This is a genomic window from Paenibacillus cremeus, from assembly GCF_007786445.1.
GTDB lineage: Bacteria > Bacillota > Bacilli > Paenibacillales > NBRC-103111 > Paenibacillus_G > Paenibacillus_G cremeus.
The window spans coordinates 57,576-66,491 of record NZ_VNJI01000043.1; the positions used below are offsets into that span (position 1 = coordinate 57,576).

Sequence of the window (8,916 nt, forward strand, 5' to 3'; positions counted from 1 at the left end):
AATAAACGTTTTGCGGCTCTTGATTTACAAGTTGGAATGAAGGTGATGAGGATTGACGCAGCCGATTTTACAAATCGAACAGTTGCGAGTTTCGTTTCGCATCGAGGGTGAATATTACGCCGCCGTGGACGATGTCACGCTGGCCGTACGGCCCAATGAGGTGCTGGCCATCGTAGGCGAATCCGGCTGCGGCAAGAGTGCCTTGGCTCACGCCATTACCGGGCTGCATGATCCGAAGCGGACGAAGCTGGAAGGCTCCGTCGTCTTCGCAGGGCGCAATCTGCTGTCCTTAAGCAGCCACGAGCTCAATCAAATTCGCGGGAAGTCGATCGGGATGATTTTTCAAGACCCGCTGACTGCGCTGAACCCCTTAATGACCGTCGGCAGGCAGATTGAAGAAGGCCTGGATTACCATACCACCCTGTCGGCTTCGCAAAAACGGCAGCGAACGCTGGAATTGCTGCACCGGGTCGGCATTCCCAATCCGCAGCAAACCTATGACCGCTATCCTCACGAGCTGTCCGGAGGGATGCGGCAGCGCATCATGATTGCGATGGCGATCGCGAGCGATCCGGTGCTGATCGTTGCGGACGAGCCAACCACGGCGCTGGACGTCACGATTCAAACGCAGATCATGATGCTGTTAAAAGAGCTGCAGCAGCAGCTGAATACCGGCATTATTTTAATCACCCATAACTTAGGCATTGTGGCTGAGATGGCTGACCGTGTGGCGGTCATGTATGGGGGGGAGATCGTGGAGCTGGCCGAGGTCGAGGAGTTGTTCGCTGATCCGAAGCATCCCTATACTCGATCGCTTCTGCAATCGATGCCTACACGGCAAGCGCACAAGGAAAAGCTTCATGTCATTCAAGGAATGGTTCCGTCGCTGGCGAAGCTTCCCAGAACGGGCTGCCGTTTCAAAGACCGGATGAGCTGGATCGAAGCTTCCGAGCATGAGGCGCATCCAGTGCTGCGGGAGTTCAAGCCGGAACATTGGGTTCGCTGTACCTGCTACCGAAATTTTCGTTTTCCGCAGGGAGCGCAAGGAGAGATAAGCGATGGCACTACTTAAAGTGAATCAGCTCAAAGTGTATTACCCCGTACGAGGCGGTTTTTTTCGGTCGGTGGTCGATCATGTGAGGGCTGTAGACGATATTAGCTTCGAGCTTCAGCCTGGGGAGACCTACGGTCTGGTAGGGGAGTCCGGCTGCGGCAAAACGACGACGGGCCGTACGATCATCGGCTTGACCCAAGCGACTTCGGGAAGTATTGTGCTGGACGGGAAGTCGATCCTCCAGCTGTCCCGACAGGACATGATGCATTATCGGCGGAATGTCCAAATGATTTTTCAAGACCCGTACTCCTCGCTTAATCCGAGAAAACGTGTGCTCGATATTATTGCGGAACCGCTGCGGAATTTTGAACGGCTGTCGCCGCAGGAGGAGAAGCGCACGGTGCTTCGATTCATCGAACGGGTGGGCCTACAGCCGGAGTCGATCTATAAGTATCCGCATGAGTTTTCCGGCGGGCAGCGGCAGCGGATCGGCATCGCGAGAGCGCTTACGCTTAGCCCGAAGGTGATCATCGCCGATGAGCCGGTATCCGCTCTGGATGTGTCGGTTCAGGCACAGGTGCTGAATTTTATGAAAGATATTCAGCAGGAGTTTCAGCTGACGTATCTGTTGATCAGTCATGATCTCGGTGTGATCCGCCATATGTGCGATCGGATCGGCATCATGTACCGTGGTCAGTTTGTCGAAGAGGGGACTACGGATGATATCTTCGAGCGCCCGCAGCATATTTATGCCAAGCGGCTGATTTCGGCTATACCGAACCCGGATCCGCTGAAGCGGAAGGAGCAGATGAAGCTGCGCCTGCAGATTGAGAAGGAATACGAGCAGCAGCAGACGCGGTATTTTGATTCTCAGGGCAGAGCCCACCCGATGAGGCGCATCTCGGGAACGCATGCTGCCGCCATTTTGGAATAGGGGAAGTCGAGTCTATGTGGAAATTTATATTGCGTCGCGTCCTCATCATGATCCCCCAGTTAATTGCGCTGAGCGTCCTGATTTTTCTACTCGCCAAGGCGATGCCGGGCGATGCGCTGACGGGCCAGCTGGCAAACAGTCCGAAGATGGATCCGCAGACGCTCGTGGAGCTGAAAACGAAGCTGGGGCTAAACGACCCGCTGTACGTCCAGTACACGCGATGGGTTAGCCGATTGCTGCACGGGGATCTCGGAGTCTCGTACATTCATCAGCTGGCCGTGAAGGACGTGCTCGCGGAACGGATCGGCAATACGGTGCTTCTATCGGCCTGCATCCTCGTGCTGACTTACTTGATCGGCATCTATCTTGGATTGATCTCGGGGCGATGGAACGAATCGCCGGCCGATAAGCTGATCGTTGGATACAGCTATGTGAGCTTTGCTACGCCGCTTTTTATTTTTGCGCTGCTGATGCTGTTTATTTTTGGCTTCAAATTAGGATGGTTTCCGACGGGCGGCAGTGTGAATATTCAGCTGGAGCACGGGACCGTTGCGTATTATCTGGATAAGCTGAGGCATCTCATCCTGCCATCGTTGTCAGGGGCGCTGATCAGCACAGTCGGGCTCATTCAGTATTTGCGCAGCGAAATTATCGACACGAAGCTGAAGGATTTCGTCAAAACGGCTCGAGCCAAGGGGGTGCCGGAATCCCGCATCTATACTCGGCATGTGCTGCGGAATTCGTTTTTGCCGATCGCGGCCTTCTTGGGCTACGAAATTACGGGGCTCATCGGCGGTGCTATTTTTCTCGAATCGATCTACAGCTATCCGGGCATGGGGCAATTGTTCCTGCAGTCCATTATGCAGCGCGATTTCAGCGTCGTGACGACACTCGTCATGCTATCTGGGATTGCCACCTTATTGGGTACGCTGCTGTCTGACATTATATTAAGCGCGGTCGATCCGCGCATCCGAATTGAGTAGAGGCGGGGGGACGTTTGTGAACACCGGGTTAATGCATTCCGAGCAAGGAGAGGCGCAGACCAAGCTGACCAAAAGCCCCTCTGCGCTCTCCATCCTATGGCGTGAGATCGTCCAAGACCGCTTAGCCCTCGGCTCGCTGCTCTTTCTGGGGCTCATCCTGATCGCCGTCTACGTCTCCGCGCTGGTGCTGGATCAAAGTAAGGTGATTAAGGTCGATTTGTTCGCCATCCATAAGCCGCCGTCCTCGGAGCATTGGCTGGGCACGGATTACGGGGGCAGAGATGTATTCGGCCAGCTGATGATCGGGGCTCGAAATTCCTTCACCATCGGCTTAACGATTACGCTCCTGACGGGCTTGATCGGCTTAACGGTCGGCTTGGTCGCGGGATATTTTGGCGGCGTAATCGATCAGCTGCTGATGCGTTTCATCGATTTTATGCTGATTCTGCCTTTCTTGATGTTAATTATTGTTTTTATGACGATCGTCCCGAAGGTGAATATCTATACGTTCATTGTCATCATGAGCGCCTTTCTTTGGACGGGCAAAGCACGCCTCATACGCGCCAAGACGCTGGCGGAGCGGGAGCTCGACTACGTTAGCGCTTCAAAGACGCTCGGCACGCCGCATTGGAAAATCATGCTGCGCGAGATTTTGCCGAATTTGAGCTCCGTCATCACTGTGAGCCTGACGCTGAACCTGGCCGGCAACATCGGCATCGAGTCAGGACTGAGCTATTTGGGCTTCGGTCTGCCGGAAAGCACGCCGAGCCTAGGCACGTTAGTAAGCTATGCGACAGACCCGATTGTGCTGCAAAAAAAATGGTGGGTGTGGCTGCCGGCATCGACGCTCATTTTTGTGATGATGCTGTGCATTAATTTTATCGGTCAAGCGTTAAAACGTGGGGCAGATGCCAGACAACGAATAGGATCTTAAGGGGGAGACGAAAGAGATGAGAAAACCATGGAAGGCTTTCAGTGTTATGGCTGTGCTGCTGCTCGCGTTGACCGCTTGCGATTCAGGTGCTTCAAGCGGGGGCTCCGATCAAACGAAGACGGATACGTCCAAAGCACAGGTGCAAAAAGAGAACATCGACAGCTTCCCAATGGATGCCAAAAATGACAAACCGGCGATCGCGGACGGGGTGCTGAATTATGGCTTAATTTCCGATACGCCGTTTGAGGGTACGCTCAGTTCCGCGCTGTACACCGGATCGCCGGATGCGGAGCTGCTGGGTTTTTTTGATGAATCTCTGCTGCGAAGAAATGGGGATTACGAGATTACGAATGACGGCGCCGCCACCTTCGAGCTGTCTGCCGACAAGAAGACGATGAAGATCAAAATCAAAGACAACGTCCGCTGGTCGGATAAAGAGCCGGTTAAAGCGGAAGATTTGGAGTACTCTTACTTGGTCATCGGCAGCAAAGACTATACAGGCGTACGCTACGGGGATGCGCTCATTCAGGACATCGTCGGGATGGACGAGTACCACAGCGGCAAGGCGCCGAACATTTCGGGGATTAAAGTGCTTGACGACAAGACGTTAACCATTACGTGGAACGAAGCTAATCCCTCGGTACTCTCCGGTGTATGGACTTCCGCGATGCCAAAGCATTATTTGAAGGATGTTCCGATCAATCAGCTGGCGCAATCCGACAAAATCCGCAAAACCCCGATCGGCTTCGGGCCGTTTAAGCTGAACAAGCTCGTGCCCGGCGAGTCCGCGGAATTCGTCCGCAACGACGATTACTGGGACGGCAAGCCGAATCTGAAGGGCGTCATCGTCAAAGTAGTGAATCCGAAGGTTGTTCTGCAAGCGTTAAAATCAGGCGAGATCGACCTGGCCGAATTCCCGACCTATCTATATCAAGAGGCAAAAGGAACAAAGAACATTCAGTTCGTCGGTAATATCGAAGGTGCTTATACCTACGTCGGCTTTAAGCTTGGTCATTGGGACGCGCAAAAGCAAGAGAGCGTGATGGATAATCCGAAATTCCAGAACAAAAAGCTGCGCCAAGCGATGGCTTATGCGATGGATAACCAATCGGTCGCGGATAAGCTGTATTTCGGGCTCCGTTTTCCGGCAACGACTTTAATTCCGCCTTCCTTCTCAACCTATCACGATAAGAGTGCGAAGGGCTACCCGTACGATCCGGCCAAAGCCAAAGCCTTGCTCGACGAGGCAGGATATAAGGATAAGGATGGTGACGGGCTGCGCGAAGATCCGGATGGCAAGAAGTTTACGGTCAACTTCCTGATGATGAGCGGTGGGGATATCGCCGAGCCGCTGGCCAAATTTTATATGCAGGGCTGGAAGGACGTCGGTCTCGATGTGCAGCTGGTCAACGGACGTTTGACGGAATTTAACTCGTTCTACGACATGGTGCAAAAGGACGATCCAAAGGTTGATATTTATGCTGCGGCTTGGAGCACCGGCGCGGATGTTGACCCTTACGGCTTGTATGGACGTAATGTCATGTTCAACTATTCGCATTGGATCAATGCCAAGAATGACGAGCTGCTGGAGAAAGGCCACTCCGAGCAGGCGTTCGACAAGAACTACCGCAAGGACATCTACAACCAGTGGCAAGCGCTGATGAACGATGAGCTGCCGATTATCCCGATGTTGTATCGTTTTGGACTGACTGCGGTCAACAACCGAGTGAAAAACTATACGGTCGATCCGAACTCGAAGCTAACGTTGAAAGATATCAGTGTTACCTCCGATAAGGCGGAAGTGGCGCAGTAAGGGTATAAAAAGCATGCTCGGCTGCCTTAGTGCATACCGGAGCATGCTTTTTTTGTGGCAAATTCCAATAGACAAACCCAGAAACTGGTATTATAATTGCTGGGAACTGGTGTTCTTGAGCGACAAGGTTGACAACTGTCATAGCTGTAACATCTATTACCAGTTGCAACCAAGGGAGGAATTGAACAAATGCAGCATCGTCTTCTAGGCCGGACTTCCGAGCATATTCCTGTCATTGGTCAAGGAACTTGGAAGCTTGGCGAGAATCAGCACAAGGCTCAGCAAGAAATGGAGGCGCTGCGATACGGCTTGTCCAAGGGGATGACGCTGATCGATACCGCCGAGGAATATGCCGGCGGAGGATCGGAGCGCGTGGTAGGCGAAGCGATCCGGGATGTGCGGTCCGAGGTGTTTCTGGTAACCAAGGTGTCCGCGAAGCATTGCTCTTACCAAGGCGTACTGCAAGCGGCGGAAGCCAGCTTGAAGCGCCTCAAGACCGATTACATCGACCTCTACTTGCAGCATTGGCCCAGCAAGGAATACGAGGTTGCGGAAACGATGGAAGCGATGGCGCTGCTCGTGAAGCTGGGGCTGATCAAGCATGTCGGCGTCAGTAATTTTTCGGTCAAGCTTATACAGGAGGCCCAGCAAGCGTTAGGGGATGTTCCATTAGCTTGTAATCAAGTAGCGTACCATTTGAACGACCGGCTGATTGAAAAGGATATTTTGCCATATTGTAGAGAGCATGGCATTACGGTGATGGGGTACTCGCCTTTCGGCTATGCTCCGAATATGTTCGGAATGCCTGGATTCCCTGCGGAAGGAACCGAGGAACGCAGTTTGTTGGAGGAGATCGGGAGCCGCTATGATAAGACTGTTTACCAAGTGGCATTAAACTGGCTGCTTAGGCAGGAAGGCCTCGTGAGCATTCCTAAGGCAGCCAGCATAGCGCACATTGAAGATAACTCGGGCGCGTTAGGGTGGGAGCTCAGTCAGGAAGATTATGATCGGATCGATCATACCTTCTCCGTTCGTATTCAGTAGCAGTAGCCCAATTTTAAGGAGGGTCTGTATGAAAAAGATCGGGTTTATCGGCTTAGGTGCGATGGGTTTTCCCATTGCCCAAAATTCTGGAGACCATCGGCAAGGGCATTGTGTACTGCGGAGCGAACGGTCTCGGTCTTGCCGCCAAAATGGCCAACAATTTGATTACGTCGGCCCAATCCGTGGCGATTTCAGAAGCGATGACGCTCGCGATCAAAGCGGGCATCGATCCGGATGCGCTTTACGAGGTGCTTAAGGGAGCGACGGCGAATAGCTTCACGCTCAACTCGAAGGTGCCCGCTTTTCTGCGGGACGATTACAACCCCGGATTTAAGCTGTCGCTTATGTGCAAGGATCTGAACATCATTACCTCTGTTGCCAAAAAGCTGGGCAGCCCTACGATGGTCGGGGGCTTGGTGGAGCAAATTTTTCATATGTGCAAAGAAGAGCATGGAGAGAAAGACAGCGGCGCCGTCAGCTTGTTTTATCAGCAGCAGGCGGGGGTTTCTTTCAAATCGAGAAGCGAGAAGTGAAGTTCGATCAATACAGCAGAGCGCAAACCACTCATGACGGATTCGTTGCGGGTGGTTTGTTGCATATCTATTCAAAAAGGCTAGGTGATCCGCAGTGAAAATGGCATTCATTCTGTTTGATAAGATGACGCTGCTCGACTTGGCAGGGTTTTATGAAGCCGTGACGTGGCTAGGGATTCTCAAGGTGAAGCCCCAAGTATCTTGGGATTTCTGCGGAGTCAAAGAGCAAGTAAGGGACGACCGTGGACTGACCATCCACATTCCGCATGTAAGCCCGGATCTGTCCAGCTACGATCTGATTTTCATCCCCGGAGGCATGTCTACAAGACAACTGCAGTACGATCCCGAGTTTATCGGCTGGATCCAGACGGCGCAGGAGGTCGAGTACAAGGTGTCCGTCTGCACAGGTGCGCTCATTCTGGGGGCTGCCGGATTTTTGAAGGGCAAACGCGCGACGACCAATCCATCGGCTTATGAGCTGCTGACGCCATATTGCTCCGAGGTGGTGAAAGAGCGTTATGTGAGGGACGGTAACGTGTTCACCGGTGGCGGGGTATCGGCGTCGTTGGATTTGGGGTTATATTTCATCGAGTCGCTAACTAACGCTGACCTGGCTCGAACAGTGAGTGAGAAGATGGATTATCCTTATTATAAAATTAGCGCTGAGTAGCGGAACTGTATTCCGTTATCCGGCTGATTTCGGCGAAGGTTGGATGATGTAAAATTGTTTGTGTACCAAGATTTGGAGCCTTTCCAGGCAGCAAAAAAGTAGGGTATTCTCGGGATTGCTGAAGTCACCAAGAAAGGAACCCTACTCATGGCAACTATACACCCAAACGAATATCGCAATCTACTAGAAGATTCTGTAACCCAACTACTTAAAGAAAAATTGGAAATGCTGATGCGCGAAGAAATCAAGAACTTTTTGCAGGTTGAACAAGAGAGTGAGCGTCACAATAGTCGCAATGGCTACTACGAACGTACGTGGGAGACGCGTCACGGAAAAATCGACGACCTGCAAGTTCCTCGTGATCGAAATGGGCACTTCCAGACGCAGCTATTTGAACCCTATCAGCGTCGTGAGGGATGGCTGGAGGAAACCGTCATCCACATGTACAAAGGCGGCATGAGTACTCGAGATATCGCGAAGTTCATTGAGACCATGTTTGGAACTCATTACTCGCCGACGACGGTGAGCAACATCACGAACACGGTACTGGAGGATATCACCCAGTGGCAATCGCGACCGCTTGAGAAACGCTATTCGGTTCTCTACCTGGATGGACTGTACATTAAGCTCAGACGAAACACCGTGGATAGCGAGGTCATCTATCTGGTGATGGGCATCAACGAGCAAGGTCATCGAGAGATTCTCGGTTTTTACATCGGCGGTCAAGAAAGTTCTAACGGCTGGAGAGAGATCCTCCAAGACTTATATCGCCGCGGTCTACACGAAGTATTGCTGGGTGTATTTGACGGGCTTCCAGGGCTAGAGGATGCTTTTCGAGATGTGTACCCCAAAGCGGATGTACAGCATTGTGTAGTGCATAAAGTCCGTAGCACCATGCCAAAAATTCGCGTACAAGATAAAACCGAGTTTTTGGATGACCTGAAAACCATC

9 protein-coding genes are annotated in these 8,916 nt (G+C 52.3%); all 9 read left to right on the forward strand.

Annotation, left to right across the window (positions count from 1 at the left end; all coding sequences use genetic code 11):
* Positions 1-52: 52 nt before the first annotated feature.
* A complete protein-coding gene (locus tag FPZ49_RS25770; RefSeq protein ID WP_144852587.1) occupies positions 53-1,072 on the forward strand; it encodes an ABC transporter ATP-binding protein in 1,020 nt (339 codons plus the stop codon).
* Positions 1,059-1,988 carry an ABC transporter ATP-binding protein gene (locus FPZ49_RS25775; protein ID WP_144852588.1) on the forward strand — a complete coding sequence of 310 codons (930 nt, stop codon included), beginning with the start codon at positions 1,059-1,061 and terminating at the stop codon, positions 1,986-1,988. The genes FPZ49_RS25770 and FPZ49_RS25775 overlap by 14 nt, the downstream gene beginning before the upstream one ends.
* Before the next feature lie 14 nt (positions 1,989-2,002).
* Positions 2,003-2,971 carry an oligopeptide ABC transporter permease gene (gene opp4B / locus FPZ49_RS25780; protein ID WP_144852590.1) on the forward strand — a complete coding sequence of 323 codons (969 nt, stop codon included), beginning with the start codon at positions 2,003-2,005 and terminating at the stop codon, positions 2,969-2,971.
* 31 nt (positions 2,972-3,002) lie between these two features.
* Positions 3,003-3,905 (forward strand): ABC transporter permease, encoded by a 903-nt coding sequence (locus FPZ49_RS25785; RefSeq protein WP_144852607.1) that lies wholly within the window; start codon positions 3,003-3,005, stop codon positions 3,903-3,905.
* Positions 3,906-3,921: 16 nt separating this feature from the next.
* Positions 3,922-5,718, forward strand: coding sequence for an oligopeptide ABC transporter substrate-binding protein (gene opp4A / locus FPZ49_RS25790; protein WP_144852592.1), 1,797 nt, complete (start codon positions 3,922-3,924; stop codon positions 5,716-5,718).
* 189 nt (positions 5,719-5,907) lie between these two features.
* Entirely contained in the window at positions 5,908-6,762 is an 855-nt protein-coding gene (locus tag FPZ49_RS25795; protein ID WP_144852594.1) for an aldo/keto reductase, read from the forward strand.
* A 74-nt stretch (positions 6,763-6,836) separates the two neighbouring features.
* On the forward strand, positions 6,837-7,295 hold the full coding sequence (locus FPZ49_RS25800; RefSeq protein ID WP_144852596.1) for an NAD(P)-dependent oxidoreductase: 459 nt from the start codon (positions 6,837-6,839) through the stop codon (positions 7,293-7,295).
* Between the two features lie 94 nt (positions 7,296-7,389).
* The gene (locus FPZ49_RS25805; protein ID WP_144852598.1) at positions 7,390-7,965 is read left to right on the forward strand and encodes a DJ-1/PfpI family protein; all 576 of its coding nucleotides are present in this window, start codon (positions 7,390-7,392) and stop codon (positions 7,963-7,965) included.
* Between the two features lie 147 nt (positions 7,966-8,112).
* A partial coding sequence (locus FPZ49_RS25810) for an IS256 family transposase (RefSeq protein ID WP_144852600.1) occupies positions 8,113-8,916 on the forward strand: 804 nt, incomplete at its 3' end.